General features: G+C 48.5%; 20 protein-coding genes. 4 read left to right on the forward strand and 16 right to left on the reverse strand.

Translation table 11 applies throughout. From position 1 onward, the window contains the following. The 3 genes from ACTRXF_RS13955 to ACTRXF_RS13965 form a co-directional block, all read right to left on the reverse strand. The coding region (locus tag ACTRXF_RS13955; RefSeq protein WP_474279567.1) for a Na/Pi symporter at positions 1–242 on the reverse strand (242 nt) is incomplete at its 3' end. A 193-nt stretch (positions 243–435) separates the two neighbouring features. Further along, on the reverse strand, positions 436–1,083 hold the full coding sequence (locus tag ACTRXF_RS13960; protein ID WP_474261795.1) for an NfeD family protein: 648 nt from the start codon (positions 1,081–1,083) through the stop codon (positions 436–438). Positions 1,084–1,277: 194 nt separating this feature from the next. Next, entirely contained in the window at positions 1,278–2,177 is a 900-nt protein-coding gene (locus ACTRXF_RS13965; RefSeq protein WP_474261793.1) for a DUF1002 domain-containing protein, read from the reverse strand. Positions 2,178–2,492: 315 nt separating this feature from the next. On the opposite strand from ACTRXF_RS13965, the gene ispG reads away from it, so the two are divergent. Further along, complete coding sequence (ispG, locus tag ACTRXF_RS13970) at positions 2,493–3,620, forward strand: flavodoxin-dependent (E)-4-hydroxy-3-methylbut-2-enyl-diphosphate synthase (protein WP_079476828.1); 1,128 nt, start codon at positions 2,493–2,495, stop codon at positions 3,618–3,620. 76 nt (positions 3,621–3,696) lie between these two features. Here ispG and ACTRXF_RS13975 read toward each other — a convergent pair whose 3' ends face one another. Genes ACTRXF_RS13975 through ACTRXF_RS13990 form a run of 4 tightly spaced genes read right to left on the reverse strand, consistent with a single transcriptional unit; the run spans position 3,697 to position 6,681 of the window. After that, entirely contained in the window at positions 3,697–4,140 is a 444-nt protein-coding gene (locus tag ACTRXF_RS13975) for a Fur family transcriptional regulator (protein WP_462868963.1), read from the reverse strand. Beyond that, positions 4,118–4,978: a metal ABC transporter permease gene (locus ACTRXF_RS13980; RefSeq protein WP_474261792.1), complete on the reverse strand. Its 861-nt coding sequence runs from the start codon at positions 4,976–4,978 to the stop codon at positions 4,118–4,120. Before ACTRXF_RS13980 ends, ACTRXF_RS13975 begins: the two co-directional genes overlap by 23 nt. Positions 4,979–5,026: 48 nt before the next feature. Beyond that, positions 5,027–5,905, reverse strand: coding sequence for a metal ABC transporter permease (locus tag ACTRXF_RS13985; protein ID WP_474261791.1), 879 nt, complete (start codon positions 5,903–5,905; stop codon positions 5,027–5,029). Beyond that, positions 5,905–6,681: a metal ABC transporter ATP-binding protein gene (locus ACTRXF_RS13990; protein WP_474261790.1), complete on the reverse strand. Its 777-nt coding sequence runs from the start codon at positions 6,679–6,681 to the stop codon at positions 5,905–5,907. The genes ACTRXF_RS13985 and ACTRXF_RS13990 overlap by 1 nt, the downstream gene beginning before the upstream one ends. 192 nt (positions 6,682–6,873) lie before the next feature. On the opposite strand from ACTRXF_RS13990, the gene ppx reads away from it, so the two are divergent. Then, entirely contained in the window at positions 6,874–8,451 is a 1,578-nt protein-coding gene (gene ppx, locus ACTRXF_RS13995; RefSeq protein WP_474261788.1) for an exopolyphosphatase, read from the forward strand. Between the two features lie 96 nt (positions 8,452–8,547). Then, complete coding sequence (locus ACTRXF_RS14000; RefSeq protein ID WP_474261787.1) at positions 8,548–10,656, forward strand: RNA degradosome polyphosphate kinase; 2,109 nt, start codon at positions 8,548–8,550, stop codon at positions 10,654–10,656. A 126-nt stretch (positions 10,657–10,782) separates the two neighbouring features. Here the strand turns inward: ACTRXF_RS14000 and ACTRXF_RS14005 are convergent, their stop codons facing one another. Next, on the reverse strand, positions 10,783–11,685 hold the full coding sequence (locus ACTRXF_RS14005) for a deoxyribonuclease IV (protein WP_474279569.1): 903 nt from the start codon (positions 11,683–11,685) through the stop codon (positions 10,783–10,785). 11 nt (positions 11,686–11,696) lie between these two features. Further along, entirely contained in the window at positions 11,697–12,995 is a 1,299-nt protein-coding gene (locus tag ACTRXF_RS14010) for a DEAD/DEAH box helicase (protein ID WP_474261785.1), read from the reverse strand. Positions 12,996–13,243: 248 nt separating this feature from the next. Here ACTRXF_RS14010 and ACTRXF_RS14015 point away from each other — a divergent pair, with 248 nt between their 5' ends. Continuing rightward, positions 13,244–14,188 (forward strand): 4-hydroxy-3-methylbut-2-enyl diphosphate reductase, encoded by a 945-nt coding sequence (locus ACTRXF_RS14015; protein ID WP_474261784.1) that lies wholly within the window; start codon positions 13,244–13,246, stop codon positions 14,186–14,188. Between the two features lie 38 nt (positions 14,189–14,226). Here ACTRXF_RS14015 and ACTRXF_RS14020 read toward each other — a convergent pair whose 3' ends face one another. The 7 genes from ACTRXF_RS14020 to ccpN form a co-directional block, all read right to left on the reverse strand. Next, positions 14,227–15,336 (reverse strand): Nif3-like dinuclear metal center hexameric protein, encoded by a 1,110-nt coding sequence (locus ACTRXF_RS14020; RefSeq protein WP_474261783.1) that lies wholly within the window; start codon positions 15,334–15,336, stop codon positions 14,227–14,229. Next, positions 15,333–16,052 carry a tRNA (adenine(22)-N(1))-methyltransferase gene (locus tag ACTRXF_RS14025; RefSeq protein WP_474261782.1) on the reverse strand — a complete coding sequence of 240 codons (720 nt, stop codon included), beginning with the start codon at positions 16,050–16,052 and terminating at the stop codon, positions 15,333–15,335. The genes ACTRXF_RS14020 and ACTRXF_RS14025 overlap by 4 nt, the downstream gene beginning before the upstream one ends. 85 nt (positions 16,053–16,137) lie before the next feature. Next, positions 16,138–17,253 carry an RNA polymerase sigma factor RpoD gene (gene rpoD, locus ACTRXF_RS14030; RefSeq protein WP_022794962.1) on the reverse strand — a complete coding sequence of 372 codons (1,116 nt, stop codon included), beginning with the start codon at positions 17,251–17,253 and terminating at the stop codon, positions 16,138–16,140. A gap of 222 nt (positions 17,254–17,475) precedes the next feature. Further along, complete coding sequence (dnaG, locus tag ACTRXF_RS14035) at positions 17,476–19,302, reverse strand: DNA primase (protein ID WP_474261781.1); 1,827 nt, start codon at positions 19,300–19,302, stop codon at positions 17,476–17,478. A 24-nt stretch (positions 19,303–19,326) separates the two neighbouring features. Further along, complete coding sequence (locus ACTRXF_RS14040; RefSeq protein WP_474261780.1) at positions 19,327–19,794, reverse strand: DUF188 domain-containing protein; 468 nt, start codon at positions 19,792–19,794, stop codon at positions 19,327–19,329. Between the two features lie 12 nt (positions 19,795–19,806). Beyond that, positions 19,807–20,622, reverse strand: a complete 816-nt coding sequence (locus tag ACTRXF_RS14045) for a pyruvate, water dikinase regulatory protein (RefSeq protein WP_322525764.1) — start codon at positions 20,620–20,622, stop codon at positions 19,807–19,809. A gap of 15 nt (positions 20,623–20,637) precedes the next feature. Next, a complete protein-coding gene (ccpN, locus tag ACTRXF_RS14050) occupies positions 20,638–21,270 on the reverse strand; it encodes a transcriptional regulator CcpN (protein WP_322525943.1) in 633 nt (210 codons plus the stop codon). Positions 21,271–21,297: the final 27 nt, after the last annotated feature.

The raw sequence follows: 21,297 nt of genomic DNA on the forward strand, positions 1-21,297 counted from the left end.
GTCATGAACCCGGCGCTGACCAGGCCGACGACGAGCACGGTGGTGCCGGTGCTCGTCTGGATCAGGATGGTGACGATGATCCCGACCAGCACGCCCATGAACGGGTTGGTCGTAAATTTATCGAGCAGGTCCCGCAGCTTGTCGCCCGCGATCTTCTGCAGGCCGTCGCCCATGTATTTGATCCCGAACAGGAAAATCCCCAGGCCGCCGAGAAACGTAAATATCAGCGTTTGAATATCCAAACTCCCTCATCCCCTTAATCACTTTATGTATTCTGTCCTTTTTTGCCACACCCAATCTATTTTTAAAGTAAATTGAATGGTTTGTAAAGGAAATATTACTTTTTCCCAAAGTTATTTAGCTTTTGTTTTTTTCCGTAAAAAAAGAGCAAGCCGCAGCTTCCTCTTTTTTCATTATTAACCATTAATATGGTAATTACTGTTCTTTTACAGCTGTCTCAAGACGCTTGACACGGATGCGCGTCCCATCCACAGATGTTACCTCTATTTCTTCTTCAGCATTCAGCCACTGATCGCCGCTGGTAGCACTGTAACGCTCTCCCTCAATATCAATCGTACCTGTCGGGCGGAAAGGAGTAACGGTGGTCCCCGTTTTGCCGACCAGTCCTTCATACGTCTGATTTATAGAGTTATAGCCCTGTTCGCTTGTCAAACTGTCCTTAAGCATCAGCTTCGACCATAGATCCCGGCGGGGAAAAACCTTCAGGAAAAACATCGCTGAAATGGCTCCGGCCAAAAAGCCGAAAATAACGAGTACTCCGTATATGATAGTAGGAGTCGGCACAGCGATCGATACTCCCATTAGCAAAAGACCTACAATAGAGACAGTTCCGTCTCCAATAAGCTTCCCGTCAAGCAGGATCAGCCCAAGACCGGCTGCATATAATACAAGCACCCAGATACCGGCTGCCCCTTCAAGATGATAGGAAAAGAATAAGACCATAAAGGCTGTTCCCAGAATAAAAAATAAGCTTTTGGACTTAACTAGAAACTCTGAGATTAAAAACATCGTTCCAAGAAAAACGACAATAAAGCCGACACTCGGGTTCGCTAACCATTCCATTGTATATACTCCCTTCCATAAACTTCTGTAATCACTGACTAATACGACTCGTAAAAGCTTGGTAATCATATATACGCGTAAACACCCGTAATCGTTTCACAATTATTGTAACTCTTCTTCCTGCCAGTTGTCAGCTGTAAGCGTCTTCTTCGCATAAAAAAGAGGCCCCGCGGCCTCTTCTCTTTTTACTAATATTATGCTGATTCTTCAGAGTCGCTGTTAAACCACCCCTGCACGGAATCAAGCATTTGTTCGAGGAAAGCAACGATGCGCGAAAGGAAATTCTGCGTATCTTCACTGTTTACAAAGCTGTCGATGTTTTCCGAAGCTTTATCAAGCTGACTCTCCATCTGCGACCAGTCGATATTTAAATTCTGCATCCGGTCAAATAAGGAAACGAGCTCATCTGTCTGCTCTTCGCTCAGTTCAATATTCATATCGCCTGACACATTTTGCACAATGACCCGGATATCTTCCGTATTATTAATCTCCGTATTGTTTATTTCCTGCTTAATCTGTGTAATCAGTGTTGTTGCTTCTTCTTTGCCGATATCTTCGCCAAGCTCAGAAGTTTTGGCAATCTCTTCGTTTGCCACCTGTTTTTGATCCTCGGATATATTAACATTGTTCTGCTGTTCGTAGGCTTTTAAGATCCCGGTCAGTGCTGCCGTTCCGGATACCTCAAACGGAGCTGTCACGTAAACCTCTGCATCCTCCACACCCGCTGTTGCCAGCGCGTTTGCATACATTCCTTCTGTAACTGTATCTATTTTGTTCGTTTCAATATCGATGCCTTCTCCGTCTTCAGCTGCAGTAATCCTTGCAGAAGATAACGCGCGCGAGCCAATTTCAGAGCTGCTTAAATAATCTCCAAGATACTGGTACTCTTCTTCATTTGTGACCTCTACAACCGGTACTTCCCCTTCAGTCACATCCATCTCTTCAAGCAGAGAACTTCTTTGATCTGAAGACAGATCCTGGCCGAGTGTCACTGTTACATCCCCAGCTGCAGCGTCCGCTGACGCCTGCTGACTTACCCCAAGAACCCCTAACGTAACTACCCCGGCTGCTAATGTCTGCTGCCACCACTTCATTATGTTCAACTCTCCTTCTTATGCCCTTTCATTTCCAATCCCGTACTTTGATGACCAATATTTTTATATTCGTCGCATCTATAGTCGTAAGCCCGGGGAAAAAGTTACATCACCCGCATTCTTTCGTTAGTTTCTCATCATTTTACAAAATACCGTCTTTTACACTTCCGATTTCCGCTCTCTGGAAGCAACTGCTTGCCAAGAGTACACACCCACTGATACAATTACGATGTGTTATAGACCACTATTAACTATTGTTGTTGCACTAGACGAGGCACGAAATAAATTCACCAATATAAAGGGGCGAATGGATACATGAGCCAAATAACCCACCGCAGCGAAACCCGAGCAGTCAAAGTAGGTAATGTGACGATCGGTGGCAGTAATGAAGTAGTAGTACAAAGCATGACCACAACAAAAACTCACGATGTGGAAGCGACCGTCGCAGAAATTCACCGCCTTGAAGAGGCCGGATGCCAGATTGTCCGCGTCGCATGCCCACAAATGAAGGATGCTGAAGCAATTCCGAAAATTAAACAGCGCATCAATATTCCGCTCGTTGTCGATATCCACTTCGACTATAATATGGCCTTGAAAGCTATTGAAGGCGGCGCTGATAAAATCCGGATCAATCCGGGCAATATCGGGAAACGGGAAAAAGTGGAAGAGGTTGTTGAGGCCGCCAAAGCCAAAGGCATTCCAATCCGTATTGGTGTAAACGCCGGCTCCCTCGAAAAACGGATCCTTGATAAATACGGATACCCAACTGCAGACGGAATGGTCGAGAGTGCTCTCTACCATATTTCTATCCTTGAAGAGCTCGGCTTTTACGATATCATCGTTTCGATGAAAGCTTCAGACGTCCACCTGGCTATTGAAGCTTATGAAAAAGCGGCTCAGGCATTCAGCTACCCACTTCACCTGGGGATTACTGAATCAGGCACTCAATTCGCAGGCACAGTCAAAAGTTCTGCCGGACTCGGAGCTATTCTAAGTAAAGGAATCGGAAGCACACTGCGTATTTCTCTCAGTGCCGATCCGGTAGAGGAAGTAAAAGTGGGACGCGAACTGCTGAAAACATTCGGCCTCGCATCCAACGCAGCTACACTTATCTCATGTCCTACCTGCGGACGTATTGAAATCGATTTGATCAGCATCGCCAATGACGTGGAAGAATATATTTCCACCATTAAAGCTCCGATTAAAGTAGCCGTGCTCGGCTGCGCTGTTAACGGCCCCGGCGAAGCACGAGAAGCCGATATCGGTATTGCCGGTGCAAAAGGCGAAGGTCTTCTATTCCGCCACGGAGAAATCATCCGGAAGGTTCCGGAAGAAACCATGGTGGAAGAGCTAAAGATCGAAGTTGATAAAATTGCTGAAGAGCACTATGCCAAAGAAGCAGAAAAAGAACGGGAAGCTAAAGAAAAAGAACTGACAAATTAAGCTCTCGACGCAAAAAGCTCCACCCATTAAGGGCGGAGCTTTTTTGTTTCACCTGTTATTGCTGCAGCACCTATGGTTATGCCGGTGCTGCTTCCTTTTGTTTCGCTTTTTTGCATTCGGCACAAAGTCCGTAAATTTCAAACTTATGCCCGGTCACTTCAAAGCCGCCGTCAACGTTTTCATTCAGCCAGTCCATCGGGCACGTCTCAATTTCTCTCGTTTTTCCGCACTCGAGACAGATAAGGTGGTGATGATGGGCCGTTGTTGAACAGGAAAAACGAAAATGCATTTCTCCTTCAAGCTCTGTCATCTCGAGAATATCCATTTCCTCGAATATGGAGAGGTTGCGATAGACAGTATCCACACTCATTCCCGGATAATTTTTCTGCAGGGAATGCAGTACTTCCTTCGCTGTCAAATAGCGTTTTTCATCTGAAAAAAGCTGGAGCAGTTCTTCACGCTTGGCTGTATATTTAAATCCCTGATCCTTCATAATATTAAGCGCTTTGGTGACGTTCATATTTAAGCCTCCTGTTTCTTTTCCAGTTGATCCATGCTCTGAGAACTAAAGTGGCAAAAAGTATAAAAGCAGCGGTCACTACAGTGCCGCCTCCCGACGCAATGCCAAGAAATATGGATCCAGTCACACCGGCCGCCACAGAGGCTTCTCCGATAATAACAGCAATCAGAAGCATTCGTTTAAAGCCGGAGGCCCACTGCATTGCGGCCGCTGCCGGCAGCGTAATCAGCGCTCCGGCAAGCAGCACGCCGACCACCTGCATCGATGCAGAAATAACAATCGCAAGCAGTACAGCAAGCAGTACATTGAACATCTTAACTGGTATTCCGGCAGCAGCCGCCATTTCTTCATCGAAGGAAAGAAACATCAATTCTCTGCCAAACGCTGCAAGCAGCCCGAGGGCAGCAATTGTCATTACTCCGATAAACCAAAGATCTTCCATCTGTACGGAGACTACACTTCCAAACAGATAGCCGTACCACTCCGTCACCCCGTCAGCGGATATAGACATAAATACGGCGCTCAGTCCTACCGCTGCCGCCATTAAGATCGGGGCGGCAAGCTCCTGAAAGCCCCCGTATGTGTGACGTACCCGTTCAATGATCAACGAGCCGGCAAATGCAAATAAAAAGCCGCTGTATAACGGATTGATATCCCAAAAAGCCTGCAGATTACCGGCGAGCACTCCTGCCGTCACTCCAGCAAGAGTAACGTGAGCGAGGGAATCTGCTATCAGCGAGGACCGGCGCACGACTAAAAACGAGCCGATCAAAGGGGCTGTCAGGCCGATCAGCACCGCTGCTATAATGCTTCGTTCCACAAAATTAATATCAAACATAGCCGTCACTCTCTATTCTTTATTTTACACAAGGATTGCTTTTCTGTGCTATTGATTTGCTTTGTCCGTCCATTTCGTCTCTTCCCACGGACGCTGACGTATTCGCCCAGTGGCTTTTTCAGCCAGTACAACGAATGTCCATATAAGAAATGAAATGACTGCGATTGTGCCGCCTGAGCTCAGATCATAATAATATGAAGCAAAAAAGCCGGCCAGAACGGCTGTTTCCCCGAAAAGCACCGCGTATAAAAACATGCTCTTGAAGGTGGAAGCAACCCGGAGCGCCGCTGCTGCCGGCAGGGTAATTAAAGCGGAGACGAGCAGCACTCCCAAAATAGATATGGAAGAAGCAACTATGACCGCTGCGATACCGGCAAATAATAAATTCACTCTCTGCACCGGGATCCCGTTTACGGCAGCCTGCTCTTCATCGAAAGCCAGGAATAATAATTCTTTATAAAACAGCAGAAACAACAGGAGCGACACGGCAGAAATAGCACCAATCACCACTGCGTCTGAAGCATTCACTGTAAGAATGCTTCCAAATAAATAGTTAAACAAATCATTATTAAAGCCATCCGCCAGAGAAATAAAAACGACTCCGAGCCCAATGGCTGAAGCCATCACTACCGGTATGGAAAGCTCCTGAAACGTTTGAAAACGCCGACGCAGATACTCAATCACAAACGATACGATGAACGTAAATAAAATACCGGTATAAAGCGGGTTCCATTCGCTGAGCCATACCCAGAATGAAGCGAGCCAAAGATGAAAGGCGATGCCGGTCAGCGCTGTATGCGACATCGCATCGGCGATCATCGGCGTTTTTCTGACTACCACGAACACACCTGCAGCCGGAGCAACCACGCCGATCATGAGACCGATGATGAGCGCATATCTTAAAAAATCAAATTCCAGAAAAATCATCAGGCTCCTCCTGCATGGTGATCATGCTCATGGTGGATAATATGCACATCGTGTCCGTAAGCGCCGGCAAGATCACTTTCTTCAAATTCCCGTGTCGTTCCGTGAAAATGAAGCTGCTGGTTCAGGCAGGCTACTTTTGTCACGTATTTGGTCATCGCTCCTACATCATGGGTAACAAGGATAAGAGTAATACCCTTCTCTCTGTTCCAGTGGCTCAGCCGTTCATAAAATGCCTGAGCGGATGCAGCATCCACCCCGACGGTCGGTTCGTCCAAAATCAGCACCTCCGGGTCGCTCACAAGGGCACGTGCAATAAACACCCGCTGCTGCTGCCCCCCGGAAAGCCGGCCCATATTCTTCTTTTTATAGCCGAGCATATCCACCTGCTCGAGCGCTTCGTGAATACGCTGCTTGTCTTTACGATTCAAAAAACGAAGCAGCCCCTTTTTACCGTAAAGTCCCATAGCTACGACTTCATACACGGTCACCGGGAAGCCGGCATTAAAACGATTCGCTTTTTGAGAAACATAGCCGATCTTCGGCCATTGATGAAATTGGCGTACGGGCGTTCCAAACCATCGTACTTCTCCTCTGTAATGCTTGTGCAGCCCTAAAAGAATCCGGACGAGCGTAGATTTTCCCGAGCCGTTCGGCCCGACCAGACCTACGAAATCTCCGCGATTTATATTCATATTGATATCGTCCAGCACGAGCTCTGACTCGTAGCGAAACGAAAGATGATTCACTTCAAGCAGCGTATTTGTTGAATCTTCCACCGGGAAGCCTCCTTCTTTCCAAAAACAATTAAGAATCGTTACGATTTATTGATAGGAAAAGTATACAAAACCTTTTTGCTTCTGTAAATCTTCTTTGCTTAATCGTGTATACAATTCATGGTTATTCTTTGTATGATAGTTAGTAGTAAAGCAGTTAAACGAAATCAAATCCATTTCTAAGGAATGATGAGAATGTTTCAAGCGAAAGAAAAAGTCGCCGTTATTGATATAGGTTCCAACTCGATCCGCCTGGTAATTAATGAAGTGGACGAAAAGCGCGGGTACCGCGAGCTTCATAACTTAAAAATCGTCGCCCGCCTGAGCAACCATATCGACGACCAGAACGCACTCACCGAAGAGGGGAGAGATATTTTGCTGCATACCCTGCAGCAGTTTGAAGAAGTTCTCCGTTTTCACGACGTTCAGACTATTCATGCTGTAGCCACCGCAGCTGTGCGGGGTGCCTCCAACCGCGAAGAGGTTTTGCAGTATATTGAAGAACGCATCGATTTTCCCATCCGCGTTCTTTCCGGGGAAGAAGAAGCCTCCTATGGGTATCTTGCCGTAGTGAATTCCACCAGCCTTTCGGAGGGAATTACCATTGATATCGGGGGCGGCAGTACAGAGGTAACCATGTTTAAAAACAGGGAACTCGTGCGCACCCACAGCTTCCCCTTCGGCGCTCTGACATTAAAGCAGAAGTTTCTTCCAAACGATGACAAAATCACTTCGAGCAACCTGAAGCAGATGAATAAATGGATCGAAAAACAATTTCAAAAAGTGTCCTGGCTGCGAGAAGAAGGGGAAAATCTTCCGGTCGTCGGTATCGGCGGAAGTTCCCGGAACATGGTGCTGGTGCACCAGGCTTCCATCAATTATCCGCTGGCCGGCCTGCATCAGTATTCCATGAGCGGTGACGATATCGCTGAAACAATGGAGCTTCTTGAAAAATCAAGCTTATCAGAACGCGAAAACATCGAAGGGCTTTCCAAAGACCGGGCGGACGTCATTATTCCGGCGGTGCGGATTATTTCCCAGCTTTATAAGCATATCGATGCCTCCTACTATTTAATCAGCAACAAGGGCCTCCGCGACGGACTGTTGTTTGAAGAGCTGCTCCGGGATAAAATATATCCCCATTTTCCGGACGTGATCGAGGAAAGCTTTTACCAGCTGAACCGGGAATTCGAGATTAACCCGGACTATGTGGATGAAGTCGGAAACATTGCTTCTTCCATGTACAACAGCCTGGAGCCGTATATTCCAAAATCCTATCTGCATGAAGACAACCACCGCCTGCTGAACCGCGCGGCCCAGGTTCTTTATATCGGGGAGTACATCAGCTCGGAGGCAAGCAGCCAGCACACCTTCTATATTTTAACCAACCGTTCCATCGATGGCATTACGCATGAAGAGCGGATCGCCATGTCACTTGTGTCTTCCTTCAAATCTAAATCGATGTTTAAACAGTTTTCGAAACCGTTCCGGCCGTATATGCAGAAAAACAGCCTGAAACGGCTGGAATTTCTTGGCAGCATTTTAAAATTCTCTTATTCGCTTAACCGTACGCGCCGCAATATCGTTTCGGGGCTTGGCATTGAAAAAGAAGGCAAAGAGCTTCATTTCCATATATACTGCCGCGAGGGGATGCATTCCACTTTTGAAGAAGCCAAAGCAGATAAGTATAAAAAACACCTGGAAAAAATGATCAACCGCGAGATTGTGCTTCACTTCCACGAACAGTCGCCGGTTTCTGCTTTTTCCAGCTGAACAATGCTTTTTTCGTGAATCTTTACATGCGCTTAACATTTCGTTGATACAATTGGCCCAGGAGTGACCAGGGTGTAAAGAAAGGCGGATTCTACAATGACCGAAATGACTCAGACACATATTGACCTTGAAAATCCGGCATATTATAACAACCGTGAGATCAGCTGGCTTGCGTTTAATGAGCGGGTGCTCGAAGAAGCCCTCGACGAGACCAATCCGCTCCTTGAACGCCTGCGTTTTTTAGGCATTTTCAGCTCCAACCTGGATGAATTTTTCATGGTCCGGGTCGCAGGGTTAAAAGATCAGGTAAAAGCAGGGTTCAATAAACCTGAAAACAAAGCTGGGCTCACGCCGAAGCAGCAGCTCTCGGCCATCACCGAAAAAAATTCAGAGCTCGTGCGGCTGCAGGATCATTTTTTTACGGAAACGGCTGTTCCGCTGTTAGCCTCGGAAAACATCCGCTTTCTTTCGACGCTTGAATTAGACAGCGGCCAGTATCAATATATCCAGGAGTATTTCATGGCGAGTATTATGCCGGTTCTCACACCGATGGCTGTGGATGCCTACCGCCCGTTTCCCATGCTTTTAAACAAGTCCCTGAACCTGGCCGTCCGGCTCCAGAAAGAAGCCGGTGATGAAAAAGAAAGCATTGCCATTGTCCAGGTACCCGGGGTGCTCCCCCGCTTCCTTGTGCTTCCGTCATCCGACGGCAGCCGGGAGTATATTTTGCTTGAACAGGTACTGGCAGAATTTATCCATATGCTCTTCAAGGGGTTTACTGTCTTAAGTGCTTCTCCGTTCCGGATCACCCGCAACGCGGATTTAACCATTCATGAGGAGGGTGCCCGCGATCTCCTCCGGGAGATTGAAAAGGAATTAAAAAAACGCAAATGGGGCGCCGCTGTTCGTTTGGAATGCCAGCATGGCATGATGGATGACTATATTCTTGAGTTTCTGCTCGAAGCTCTCGAGATTCACCCAGACGACGTTTATACACTGAAGGGGCCGATCGATTTAACTTTCTTATTTCCGCTCTGTGAGGAGCTTGCCCCGGAATGGGAGCATCTTGTGTATGAGACGCTTATTCCCCAGCCGCCGGAGGATTTGATTACTGAGTCCGATGTGTTTAATGCTTCCGATGACCGGGACATTTTACTTCACCATCCTTATGAATCGTTCCAGCCCGTTATCGACTTTATTTCCACAGCGGCCGACGATCCGGACGTTTTAGCGATTAAGCAGACTCTCTACCGGGTCAGCGGGGACTCCCCCATTATTGCCGCACTGGCAAGAGCGGCGGAACAGGGGAAACAGGTGACGGTCCTCGTCGAGCTGAAGGCACGCTTTGATGAAGAAAATAATATCCAGTGGGCGAAAACCCTTGAGAAATCCGGCGTTCACGTCATTTACGGGATTACATCACTAAAAACCCACAGTAAAATTGTGCTGATCGTCAAGAAGACAGCAGATGGCATCAAGAGGTATGTGCATCTTGGCACCGGCAACTACAACGATTCCACCGCTAAAGTGTACACCGATATGGGCATGATTACGACCCGTCCCTCCTTCGGTGAGGACGCCACTAACTTTTTTAATCATTTAAGCGGCTTTTCCCAGCAGCCGTACTGGAATGAAATCAGCACTTCTCCGGAAGGAATACGCGAGGAGCTGATTCATTTGATCCAACGGGAGATTGACTGCCATCGCCAGGACGGAAGCGGGCATATTATCGCCAAAATGAATTCGTTAACAGATAAAGAACTCATTATTAAACTGTATGAAGCTTCCCGGGCCGGTGTCCGCATTGAACTTATTGTTCGTGGTATCTGCTGCCTGAAGCCAGGCATCCCCGGAGTGAGCGAAAGCATCACCGTCCGCAGCATCGTCGGGCGTTTCCTTGAGCATACCCGTATTTTTTATTTTGCCAACAGCGCCCGTGACGACTATTATTTGTCCTCGGCTGACTGGATGACAAGAAACATGGAAAAACGAATCGAAATCATGTTTCCTGTCTACGAACCTATTTTAAAAAAGCGGCTCAATGCCATTTTGGAGCTGATCCTGCAGGATAATGTGAAGGCAAGGGAGCAGGACAGCAGCGGTTATTATCATTACGTTGAGCCTGCGCCCGGAGAGCCCGCCGTTAACAGCCAGCTGGTATTGTTTGAGTGGGCATCGAGATTTCTTGATATGAACAACGAATAAAACAAGCACGCCCCGCATGAATACATGCGGGGCGTGCTTGTTGCTGTCCTTGTTTCTGGTTTCTTTTCCTGAGCTTCCAGAAATAAAAGAGCATGAATGCGTGAGGCGCATTCATGCAGAAGACATTTACACCTCTGCTGGCATTAATTCATCCCGCCAGTTCGGCTTCCATTCTTTTTGTCTGAGCATCGCAATTTCGTGCTTATACGGTGGTTTTTTGTTTTTCTTGTCTGTGCCGACATAAGGTGTTTCCAGTATTTTCGGCACAGAAGCAAACGCCTCGTGATGCACAATTTCTGCTAACGTACTGTAGCCGATATAGCCGTAACCAATATTTTCGTGGCGGTCTTTGCCTGCCCCGCGTTCGTTTTTACTGTCATTAATATGAAGCACCTTCAGCCGGTCGAGGCCGACATAATGGTCGAACGACTCCAGCACGCCGTCCAGATCCCCTACGATATCGTAGCCTGCATCATGCTTGTGGCATGTATCAAAGCAGACACTCAGCTTATCGTTGTGAGTTACTCCACTGATAATCTCCGAAAGCTCTTCAAAGCTTATTCCGCACTCCGAGCCTTTGCCCGCCATTGTTTCAAGCGCGATCTGCACCTTCTGGTCCGGATAAATAACCTCATTTAAGCCCTCGATAATTTTTTTAATGCCTGCTTCTGTACCGGCCCCGACGTGCGCCCCCGGGTGAAGAACAATCTGCTTTGCCCCGAGCGACTCGGATCTGCTGATTTCATTGCGCAGAAAATCCACACCAAGCTGAAATGTTTCCGGCTTGGTCGTATTGCCGATATTGATAATATAAGGCGCATGAACCACTACCTCTTCAATGCCGTTTTCTTTCATGTGGGCGTGCCCGTCTTCGATATTTAATTCTTCAATAGGTTTGCGCCGGGTATTCTGCGGCGCTCCTGTATAAATCATCATCGCTGTCGCTCCATACGAAGCCGCTTCTTCACTTGAACCAAGAAGCATTTTTTTCCCGTTCATCGATACATGCGAGCCTAAAAGCACAGTCATCACCTCAGTTGTTATTTTCGTTTGCGGCGGCGGGACGCCGTCTGGTCTGCCATCGCTTTTTTCTTATAGCCCGGCTTCACTTTTTTCGGTTTTTTCACCGGCATGGCGTCAGGAGCAGGCGCAGGCTTCCGTTTTGTCTGCTTGGAGGCAAACAGCGGCTTGGAGAGCTCGGTCCATGTTCCTTTGCGAAAGTCCATGAACGTGAAGCGGATACCCTGCTTTTGAAGAGAAAGAACGGCTTTCCGGTCGTCTTCTCCCATCAGAGTGTATGACTCTCCTGTCAGTCCGGCTCTCCCGGCACGGCCCGTCCGGTGAATAAAGTATTCCAGTTCCTTCGGCAGGCTGTAGTTAATAATGTGGGAAATACCCGGAATATCCATACCGCGGGCAGCAAGGTCGGTAGCTACCAGATACTGAACCTCAAGATTTTGAATCCGTTTCATAACCTGTTTACGCTGCCGCGAAGGCAGACCGCCGTGCAGCACTTCTACCGGGTATTGTTTTTTGAACATTTCTCCGGCTAGTTCGTCCGCTTCCTCTTTCGTACTTGCAAATATGATAGCGAGAAATGGCTGCAGCCGGTCCACAAGCTCCATTGTCACATCAAGACGGCTGCGGTGTCTGAGCGCGATGCCGTAATGCGTCATTTCTTTTGGCGTCGCATGCTCCGGCTTTACGTGCACATGCTTGGGATTGTTCATATATTTGCGGAGAAACGGCTGCAGGCTTTCCGGTACTGTTGCCGAAAATACCATCATCTGCAGGTTATCTGCCATTTTTCCGGCCACCGGATCAATTTCTTCCAGGAAGCCCATATCAAGCATCTGGTCTGCTTCGTCAATGACAAGCATGCTGACCGTGTGTACATTGATAACATTTTCTCCGACCATGTCCTTCAGCCGCCCTGGCGTGGCCACAATAATGTGCGGTGGGTTACGGAGCTGCTCCATCACTCTGGAGCGGTCCGTTCCCCCGGATACCTGCTTGGCACGTACCGAAGAGGTTTCATCTTCATCCGTAATTTCCTTCAGAACACCGAAAATCTGGCCGGCGAGCTCCCGGGTAGGCGCTGTAATGACTGCCTGCACTTCCGCTTTGGAGGTGTCGATTCTGCTCAGAATTGGCAGCAGATACGCAAGTGTTTTCCCTGATCCGGTCTGCGACTGGCCGATAACATCCTTGCCATTAATCGCAGCGGGCATCAGCCGTTCCTGAATATCCGTTGGTTTTTGAATTCGTTTTTTATCCAGCAGCCTGAGGGCATATGCCGGAATATTGTATTGTTTAAAGCGGTTTTCCACGCTGTTCACCTAACTCTCTTTTCATTTACGCATTTTTTGCATCTCCATATTTTATCATAGTTAAAATAGAAACCATAGCTTCTCCTCTGCTTCTGTTCACAAAATATTAAAGGAATACATCCCTTCAGCCGTCCTTTCTTTTCAACCAGACACTTAGGTAGTATAATGAATCCAGAATCGTTTTACATGACTGCATACGTAAAGTCAGCGCGTACACGCAAGACCTCACGGTTCAAATTATGAAACAGGAGGCCTTTATGGAAGTAACAAAAATTTCACCACGTGGATACTGCTACGGCGTTGTCGATGCGATGGTAATGGCGAAAAAAGCCGCCGGTAACCAGGAGCTTCCGCGTCCAATCTATATTTTAGGCATGATCGTACACAATAAGCACGTGACTGACGCATTTGAAGAAGAAGGTGTCATTTCCCTCGACGGGCCCAACCGGCTTGAAATACTCCGGCAGGTAGATAAAGGGACAGTCGTATATACAGCTCACGGCGTTTCTCCAGAAGTACGCCAACTCGCTGAAGAAAAAGGACTGACCACCATTGATGCCACCTGCCCCGATGTTACCGTCACGCACGACTTAATACGGGAAAAACGGGACCAGGGCTATGAATTTATCTATGTCGGCAAGAAGGGACACCCGGAGCCGGAAGGCGCTGTCGGTGTCGCTCCGGACATTGTGCATTTAGTGGAAACGCTCGACGATCTTGAAAGCTTAAACATTAAGTCGGAACGGATTATCATGACTAACCAGACGACCATGAGCCAGTGGGACGTTTCCGACATTATGGACCGGGCGAGAGAAATTTATCCGCATGCAGAAATCCATAATGAAATCTGCAACGCCACCCAGGTACGCCAGGAAGCGGTAGCTGAACAGGCGAAGGATGTAGATCTCGTTCTCGTTGTCGGCGACCCGAAAAGCAACAACTCCAACCGGCTTGCCCAGGTGTCTGAACAGGTCGCGGGCACAACAGCTTACCGGATCAGCAACTTAACCGAGCTGGATTTAAGCTGGCTTGAAAATGTCAACTCTGTAGGTGTGACAGCAGGTGCTTCCACACCAACGTTAATCACAAAGGAAGTCATCCTGTTTATCGACCAGTACGATCCAAACGATTCATCCACATGGGATACCGAATCTCATATCGATAAATCAAAAATCCTCCCAAAAATCAAAGCAAAATCATAAACAAATCCCTCCGCTTGACCGCGGAGGGATTTTTTCTATTATGCCAGCCGAAACGGTTCGGTAGACAAAGCAGAAGCCAGCCATTCCACCTGCAGCCGGCCCTGGCTGCGGTGCTGCATTTCCTTCTGCACGCCTTTTTTCATAATTTTTTCCACGTGATGGCCGGGATCTATCATCGTAAGGCCATCCATCGCCGCGTCCTGGGCTGTATGGAAATAAATATCGCCGGTAATGTACACATCCGCCTGCCTGGAAAGCGCCTGCTTCCAGTATTTGTTGCCGTCGCCCCCGAGCAGGGCCACGCGTTTAACCCGCTCGGTTTTTCCATCCACCACGCGGACAAACGGTACGTCATAGCTTTTTTTCACCTGCTCCACAAACGCTTCAAGCGTCATTTCCTCCGGGAGCTCTCCCACTCTCCCAAGCCCGTAAGGCTCACCAGGAATAGCGAGCGGATACACATCATAAGCCGGTTCTTCATACGGATGAGCAGCGGTCAAAGCGGCTTCTACAGTTTGCCGGAGAGAGGCCGGTACAATCGTTTCCATCCGCTTTTCGTCCGCGAACTCCATCTTTCCCTGCTCGCCTAAAAAAGGATTTGTGTCCTCGCCGGGGATAAACGTGCCAGTACCCGAAGCAGAAAATGTGCAATGACTGTATCCGCCGATATAGCCGGCCCCCGCATCCCCCACTGCCTTTCTTACTTCTTCAGCGTGGGACTCCGGTACAAAGGCCACTAGCTTATACAGCTCGTCTTCACCTGTCGCAGCCAGCACCTCCGTGTTCGTTAAACCGAGCGCCTCTGCCATCATGTCATTCACACCCCCGGGAGCAATATCGAGGTTTGTGTGCGCGGCATAGACGGTTAAATCATGCTTAATGCACTTTTCAATTACCGGCCCCTGTCCATTTGACACATCGAGCGACGTTATTGGACGAAACAGCAGCGGGTGGTGGGCAATGATTAACTCCGCCCCTGTTTTGACAGCTTCATCCACCACCTCTTCGGATACATCAAGGGTGGTAAGCACCTTTGTGACCGGCTGGTTCCAGTCCCCGATCATCAGGCCCACCCGGTCGCCTTCCACAGCAAGCGATGGCGGTGCCCATTCTTCAAATAACCGGATAACGTCACGTACAGTATTCATGTAATAACCTCCTCAGCCCATGCAATGTATTGGTTTAATTTTTGCTTCTTTGCCGTTGTCTGTTCTGTCGGAACGGCGTTTGCCAGCTGTTGTAAAATCTGCTGCCAGTTATCTTTTTCCCTCATCCATTTATCCTTAAAAGCATTGTTCCGCTCCTTGAGCAAATACGGACCGAACAACAGCTGTTTTTCAAACGGCTCCTGGTTTTCCCGGTACGGCGCTTCCGCTTCCCCCGGCACTGCCGTCAGTACTTCATACACATGGCGGTCCTCCTTCAGGATTCGCTCATCGGTAAGCTTCCAGCCATTGTCAAACAGCCACTGGCGAATTCGGCCCGCGGAGATGTTAGGCTGCAGGATCAGCTTCTGCACCGGGCGGAGATGTGTCTTTCCCTCCTCTAAAATCTCTTTGATCAGCGTGCCGCCCATTCCCGCGATAACTACTGTATCAATACGATCAGTTTCTCTCAGGACAGTGAGTCCACTCCCGAGGCGGGTATCAATTTTATCTGTTAATCCACAGGAGGCAATGTAGTCTGATGCAGCCTGGAGCGGACCTGCATTCACATCAGCTGCTACTGCATGCTCCGCCTCCCGGTGCACCACTGCTTCGACCGGAACCAGCCCGTGGTCCGTGCCAATATCTGCGACCACCGCTCCCTGGTCAATTTGTTCCACGATAACTGCCAGTCTGTCCGGCAATACAGCTTTTTTCATGTTTTCCTCTCTCTTCTATGTAAAATAAAAAAGGGGACACCTGCTTATTTAAAGCATGCGTCCCCTTGTATCTATGATGAATTCATTAGTCCATGAAATCTTTTAATCGTTTGCTGCGGCTCGGGTGACGAAGCTTTCTTAACGCTTTGGCTTCAATCTGACGGATACGCTCTCTTGTGACGCCAAACACTTTACCCACTTCTTCGAGGGTGCGGGTGCGTCCGTCATCAAGGCCAAACCGGAGACGGAGAACGTTTTCTTCGCGGTCCGTAAGCGTATCAAGCACATCTTCGAGCTGCTCTTTCAGCAGTTCATAAGCAGCTGCATCCGACGGTGCCATCGCTTCCTGGTCTTCAATAAAGTCACCAAGATGAGAGTCATCTTCTTCACCGATAGGAGTTTCCAGCGACACCGGCTCCTGGGCGATTTTAAGAATCTCCCTTACTTTATCCGGAGTCAGATCCATTTCTTTGGCAACTTCTTCCGGAAGCGGCTCACGGCCAAGGTCCTGCAGCAGCTGACGCTGCACGCGGATCAGCTTGTTGATCGTCTCCACCATGTGCACCGGAATACGGATCGTTCTCGCCTGGTCGGCAATAGCACGGGTGATTGCCTGGCGGATCCACCACGTAGCGTACGTACTGAACTTGAACCCTTTGCTGTGATCAAACTTTTCCACCGCTTTGATCAGACCCATATTGCCTTCCTGAATTAAGTCGAGGAAAAGCATGCCGCGTCCGACGTAACGTTTTGCGATCGAAACAACCAGACGAAGGTTGGCCTCTGCGAGACGGCGTTTTGCTTCTTCGTCGCCTTCTTCAATTTTAGTGGCAAGATTAATTTCTTCTTCCGCAGAAAGAAGCGGCACACGGCCGATTTCTTTTAAATACATCCGGACTGGATCGTTAATTTTAATGCCTGGAGGGACGCTTAAATCATTCAAGTCGAGGGTGTCTTCTTTTTCCACCTGTTCCATGCTTGGAACTTCTTCTCCCTCGTTGATAATATCAACGCCTTGTTCACCAAGGTATTCAAAAAACTCATCCATTTGCTCAGAATCCTGGTCGTAACTGGAGAGTTTTTCTGTTATTTCTGCATACGTTAACGTTCCACGTTTTTTGCCCGTTTCGAGCAATTGTTCTTTTACCTGATCGACCGACATTTCACCTTCCGCCAGCGGACGGCTTGGTTTTTCCGCCATTCGATCTCCCTCCTTCCAAGCTTCACACCTTGAATCCTACCCTGTCTCTTTACATGCCCGCAATTGTCTGTGCCGACGATTTCTTTTCCTGGTATTTTCTTAGCTGGTTGAAAGGACGGCAGGCACATAGAAAGAGCGTGCACATCAAACTGGCACGCTTTCCTTCTATCGTGATCATATCTTATCAACCACAAAGGAAAAGCGCAAGCAAATTGCTTCAGGCTAGTTTTTCTTCAGCTGCATCATCAATTCCATGATTCTTGTCAGCAACTGTCGCTGATTTGTTTCTGAATCACCATTTCTTTCAGCGTCTTTAAGCTGTTTCTGCCTTTGCAGTAATTCTTCCCGTTTTGGTCGAATTTTAATCTGTTCAACATAGTCAGACATTTCATTATCTGATATTTCTGCCGGAATGTCAAGGTGCATCAGCTCAGATACCAGGTTCACAAGCTCCTGCTCTTCAACGTATTCCATAAACCGGCTTACATCAGGATCATGGCCGTCGTCATAATAAGCATATAAATATGCCGCAAGCGCTGTATGGGCATCAATGTTGAATTCTCCTCCAATACGCTCTTTAACCTCCCCGGCGACCTCCCGGTTCTGAAGCATAAAGGCGAGGAGCGACCGTTCAGCATTCTCATAGGCCGATCGCATCGACACCTGCTTTTTCGGAAGCGCTCCGCTCCGCCACCGTTTGCCTGTTTCCACAGACGAAGGAGCCTTTGCTGCCTTTTCCTTCTGTTCCTTTTTTTGTACTTTACGTTCTTCCTCCCGGAGAGCGTCCATCGACAGGTCAAATTCTTCTGCCAGCTGCTTCATGTAGAATTCACGTTCTACAGCACTGCTGATCACAGATGTTTCCCGGAGTACTTCTTCGATATAGGCAAGACGGTCTCCTTCATTTTGAAGGTTTTTATTTTTACGCAGCTCCTGAACCTTAAAGGACATAAAAGGTACCGCACGCTCCGACAATTGTACCTTGAATGCTTCTGCCCCGTACGCCTGTATATAGTCGTCCGGGTCCATCTCTGCCGGAAACAGCGCCACCCGTACATTGATGTCCTGCTTTTCAAGAATATCTCCGGTTTTCCACGCCGCTGCCCGTCCGGCGCTGTCACCGTCATAAGCAATTACCGCTTTGTCTGTTGCTTTTCGGATCTGCTCGGCCTGTCGTTTAGAGAAAGCCGTGCCAAGACCCGCAACCCCGTTTTTCACTCCCGCTTTCCAGGCAGCAATAACGTCCATATAGCCTTCAAACAGAACGGCTTCATCCTGTTTGCGGACTGCCTGGCGGGCTTTGGAAAACGAGTAGAGCGTTTCATGCTTTAAAAAGATGGGCGTTTCCGGACTATTTAAGTATTTCGGCGCACCTTCTCCGAGTGCGCGGCCGCCAAAGGCGATAACCTGCCCGCGCTGGTTATGAATAGGAAACATGACCCGCCCGCGAAAACGGTCATTCCACTGCCAGCTGGATTCCTGGCGGAGAATCAGTCCGGCTTCTTCCATTTCTTCCAGGTCATAATCTCTTTTTTCAAGCAGCTGTACAAGCATATTATTTCGCTCCGGTGCATAGCCGAGCTGAAACTCTTCAATAATCTCTTCACTGATTCCCCGCGCCGTTAAATAGTCATAGGCTTCTTTCCCTTGTTCTGTATTCATCAGCAGATGATGATAAAACTTGGCCGCCATTTGATGCGCATCTTTTTTAGCCTGGTGCTGTTCCCGTTCGCCGGGGTATTGATCTTCAAGCTCGGGCAACTCGGTACCCGTTTTGGCTGCAAGGGATTGAATAGCTTCCACAAATGTCAGGCCGTCGTGCTCCATCAAAAAAGTTATGGCATTGCCGCCTGCGCCGCAGCCAAAACAGTGATACAGCTGCCGCTCCGGCGAAACAGAAAATGACGGGGTGTTTTCCCCATGAAAAGGACACAGGCCGAGATAATGCCTGCCCTGTTTTTTTAGCTGTACGTAATCATTGATGACTTCGACAATATCGATTTTTTCCCGAATTTCAGCAACTTTTTCTTCTGGAATAAACGCTGCCAATTTGTTTCCTCCCTGATGAGCCTATTACCATTTGGACTTACTGCCGCCTGCTTCAAAGATCTCCAGGCCCTCAAAAAAACGCTGGCGTTCTTCAAGCGATATTGCTTTAGGCCCTTTAACTCTGTGCTTTCCCTGTTTGGCCAGCACGCCGGCATACCGGCCGGCAAGCAGCCATTCTTCGTCACCCTTTTTCCAGCGCTTCCCCCGAAAAGAGAGAACCGCCGCTCCTTTTTCAAGAGCAATTGCTGCCAGGCCATGATCATCGGCAATCACCAGATCGCCGGCAGAGACGTGGTTCCAAATATACATATCCGCCGCTTCGGGCTCGTTTTCCACCATCACGGTTTCTGCTTCATACACTTTATTTGAGGCGTGCGCGCTGCTCGCCACAAAAACGATCCGCATGCTTTTGCCCGCTCCCCACGTGTCGATCGTTTCTTTATGCGGGCATGCGTCAGCGTCCACATACACTGTGGGTTCCTTTTTCGTCATGCTGATTCTCTCCTAGCGCTGCTGAAACATATTGGAGATAATATTGGCTGTTTCTTCCACAGCTTTGTTGGACACATCAATCACCGTACAGCCGATTTTATTCATCAGCGCTTCCGAGTAGTCGAGCTCTTCCTGGATACGCTCCATACTCGCATAGTTTGCTTCCGGTCTCAGTCCAAGCGCCTTCAGGCGTTCCGAACGGATCCGGTTCAATTTATCGGCGCTGATCCGAAGCCCGATGCACTTTTCACTAGGAATATTAAACAATTCCTCCGGCGGATCCACCTCCGGAACCAGCGGCACGTTTGCCACCTTCAGACGTTTATGGGCCAGATACTGGGAAAGAGGCGTTTTTGAGGTTCGCGAAACGCCGATCAGCACAATGTCTGCCCGGACAATGCCCCGCGGGTCACGCCCGTCATCATATTTGACCGCAAATTCGATTGCCTCCACCTTACGGAAATAGTCTTCGTCCAGACGATATACGAGACCAGGCTCATATCTTGGCTGCTGGTTCGTGAGCGTCACCATTTTATCGAGTACCGGGCCCATAATGTCAACGGTGTCTACCCCGGCTTCTTCCGCGTGCTCCCGGAGGTACTGATTGATCTCTGGGATCACCAGCGTGAACGCAATCATTGCCCTGGCTTCCTTGGCAAGCTGAATGACCTCTTCCACCGTGCCCTCGTCTTCAACGTACGGAATACGGCGTACTTCCATTCCGTCTTCCCCGAACTGACTCGCAGCGGCTTTTACTACCAGTTCAGCCGTTTCTCCTACCGAATCGGACACTACGTATACTACTGGACGCTCTTGTTTTGTGGTCATGTCTGCCTCCTCGGGTTAAAATAATTGGTTATTGGCCAGATCCACCAATACTTTAGTTATATTTGTTTTCGTGACCCTGCCGACCACTTCATACTTTCCATCGCCGGCGTCTTTTACTACCGGCAGAGCGTCAATCTGACGCTCGATCAGCTTGGTTGCTGCATAAACGACCAAATCTTCCTTTTTGCAGATCGTGATGTTGGGCATCCTTGTCATAATAATACTTACAGGGATTGCTTCCGTATCCTGGCGGCCGAGACTCGCCCGCAGCAGATCTTTTCTTGAAAGGACGCCGGCCAGATAGCCTTGTTTATCCACCACAAAGAGAGTGCCGACATCTTCAAGGAACATGGTGCAGATAGCATCGTACACACTGTCTGATTCCGAGACGACCACTGCGATCGACTGATAATGTTTGACGGTTAACTTCTGCAGCTGATTATTCAGTTCTTCGGTGTCTGTTTTTCCAGTATAATAATATCCTACTCTTGGTCTTGCTTCTAAAAATCCTGACATTGTGAGAATGGCCAGATCCGGGCGCAGAGTGGCTCTCGTCAGTGAAAGCCTGTCTGCGATATGCTCCCCGGTGATCGGCCCGTTGTCTTTAACAATCTGCAGGATGGTTTCCTGACGCTCTGTTAATTCGATAGTGACTCCCCACCTTCATCGGCGCTT

The organism is Marinococcus sp. LNHM3E3-2.2 (assembly GCF_056034385.1).

Coding starts and splice junctions, on each gene's coding strand:
- ACTRXF_RS13960 (WP_474261795.1), bottom strand. CDS start 1,083: ATGGAATGGTTAGCGAACCCGAGTGTCGGCTTTATTGTCGTTTTTCTT.
- ACTRXF_RS13965 (WP_474261793.1), bottom strand. CDS start 2,177: ATGAAGTGGTGGCAGCAGACATTAGCAGCCGGGGTAGTTACGTTAGGG.
- ispG (WP_079476828.1), top strand. CDS start 2,493: ATGAGCCAAATAACCCACCGCAGCGAAACCCGAGCAGTCAAAGTAGGT.
- ACTRXF_RS13975 (WP_462868963.1), bottom strand. CDS start 4,140: ATGAACGTCACCAAAGCGCTTAATATTATGAAGGATCAGGGATTTAAA.
- ACTRXF_RS13980 (WP_474261792.1), bottom strand. CDS start 4,978: ATGTTTGATATTAATTTTGTGGAACGAAGCATTATAGCAGCGGTGCTG.
- ACTRXF_RS13985 (WP_474261791.1), bottom strand. CDS start 5,905: ATGATTTTTCTGGAATTTGATTTTTTAAGATATGCGCTCATCATCGGT.
- ppx (WP_474261788.1), top strand. CDS start 6,874: ATGTTTCAAGCGAAAGAAAAAGTCGCCGTTATTGATATAGGTTCCAAC.
- ACTRXF_RS14000 (WP_474261787.1), top strand. CDS start 8,548: ATGACCGAAATGACTCAGACACATATTGACCTTGAAAATCCGGCATAT.
- ACTRXF_RS14005 (WP_474279569.1), bottom strand. CDS start 11,685: ATGACTGTGCTTTTAGGCTCGCATGTATCGATGAACGGGAAAAAAATG.
- ACTRXF_RS14015 (WP_474261784.1), top strand. CDS start 13,244: ATGGAAGTAACAAAAATTTCACCACGTGGATACTGCTACGGCGTTGTC.
- ACTRXF_RS14020 (WP_474261783.1), bottom strand. CDS start 15,336: ATGAATACTGTACGTGACGTTATCCGGTTATTTGAAGAATGGGCACCG.
- ACTRXF_RS14025 (WP_474261782.1), bottom strand. CDS start 16,052: ATGAAAAAAGCTGTATTGCCGGACAGACTGGCAGTTATCGTGGAACAA.
- rpoD (WP_022794962.1), bottom strand. CDS start 17,253: ATGGCGGAAAAACCAAGCCGTCCGCTGGCGGAAGGTGAAATGTCGGTC.
- ACTRXF_RS14040 (WP_474261780.1), bottom strand. CDS start 19,794: ATGACGAAAAAGGAACCCACAGTGTATGTGGACGCTGACGCATGCCCG.
- ACTRXF_RS14045 (WP_322525764.1), bottom strand. CDS start 20,622: ATGACCACAAAACAAGAGCGTCCAGTAGTATACGTAGTGTCCGATTCG.